This window comes from Oleiphilus sp. HI0132 (assembly GCF_001635845.1).
This window is the reverse complement of the sequence record NZ_LWGJ01000199.1, coordinates 1-824: the sequence shown is the minus strand read 5'-3', so window position 1 is coordinate 824 and position 824 is coordinate 1. Positions and strand designations below refer to the sequence as shown.

1 protein-coding gene and 1 pseudogene are annotated in these 824 nt (G+C 48.2%); one reads left to right on the top strand and one right to left on the bottom strand.

Going from position 1 to position 824, the window contains the following annotated elements; all coding sequences use genetic code 11:
- On the top strand, window positions 1–577 hold a 577-nt coding region (locus tag A3766_RS02455; RefSeq protein WP_197479218.1), incomplete at its 5' end, for a class I SAM-dependent methyltransferase.
- Window positions 578–593: 16 nt separating this feature from the next.
- Here A3766_RS02455 and A3766_RS02450 read toward each other — a convergent pair.
- A pseudogene (locus A3766_RS02450) lies at window positions 594–824 on the bottom strand (GTP 3',8-cyclase MoaA); the annotation flags it as partial.

Genomic DNA, 824 nt, shown 5'->3' with positions numbered 1-824 from the left:
TGCCTGCACCTCTCCCCCTATTCAGAAACTCCGTAAAAGAATAGTACCGAAATGCACCGGACGAGTTCTCGAAATTGGCATGGGCTCTGGCGCCAACCTTGAATTCTACAACAGTAAGAACATCGACTTTGTATGGGGCCTAGAGCCCTCTGAAGGAATGCGAAGAAAGGCCGCAGCTAAGGTGGCAAAGTCCGATATTGAAGTAAAATGGCTGGACTTACCTGGTGAAGAGATTCCGCTTGAAGACGACTGCGTTGATACCATCCTGCTAACCTTCACCTTATGCACAATCCCCGACTACCACAAAGCCCTTCAGCAAATGCATAGAGTACTCAAGCCTGAGGGTAAGCTTCTATTTAGTGAGCATGGCCTAGCGCCTGAACCAAAAGTTGAGAAATGGCAACACCGTTTAAACAAACCCTGGGGCTGTGTTGCAGGAGGTTGTAACCTGAACCGCCCGATTGATAAGCTCATTCAAGCAGGCGGGTTCGAAATTGTAATGATTGAGCGCTTCTACGCTCCTAAAGCACCAAAGTTCGCAGGCTATATTTATCTAGGTGAAGCTCGAAAACTATAAATTCGGACTTAGGAGCTTAACCACCTGTCATATTCATAAAGCGAACAATTTGAGGCTCTTCAGACAAGTTAAACTCATGACGCTCTGGCTTAAGGTCCATTGCCTCGATAATGCTTCGCTTCAGACGCTCTCTGTCTCCGGGGTGGGCACGCAAGACGGCACGCAAGTCAACCGCATGCTCATTACCCAAGCATAGCAAAAGTAAACCCTCAGCAGTCACTCGCACCCGGTTACAGTCACCACAAAA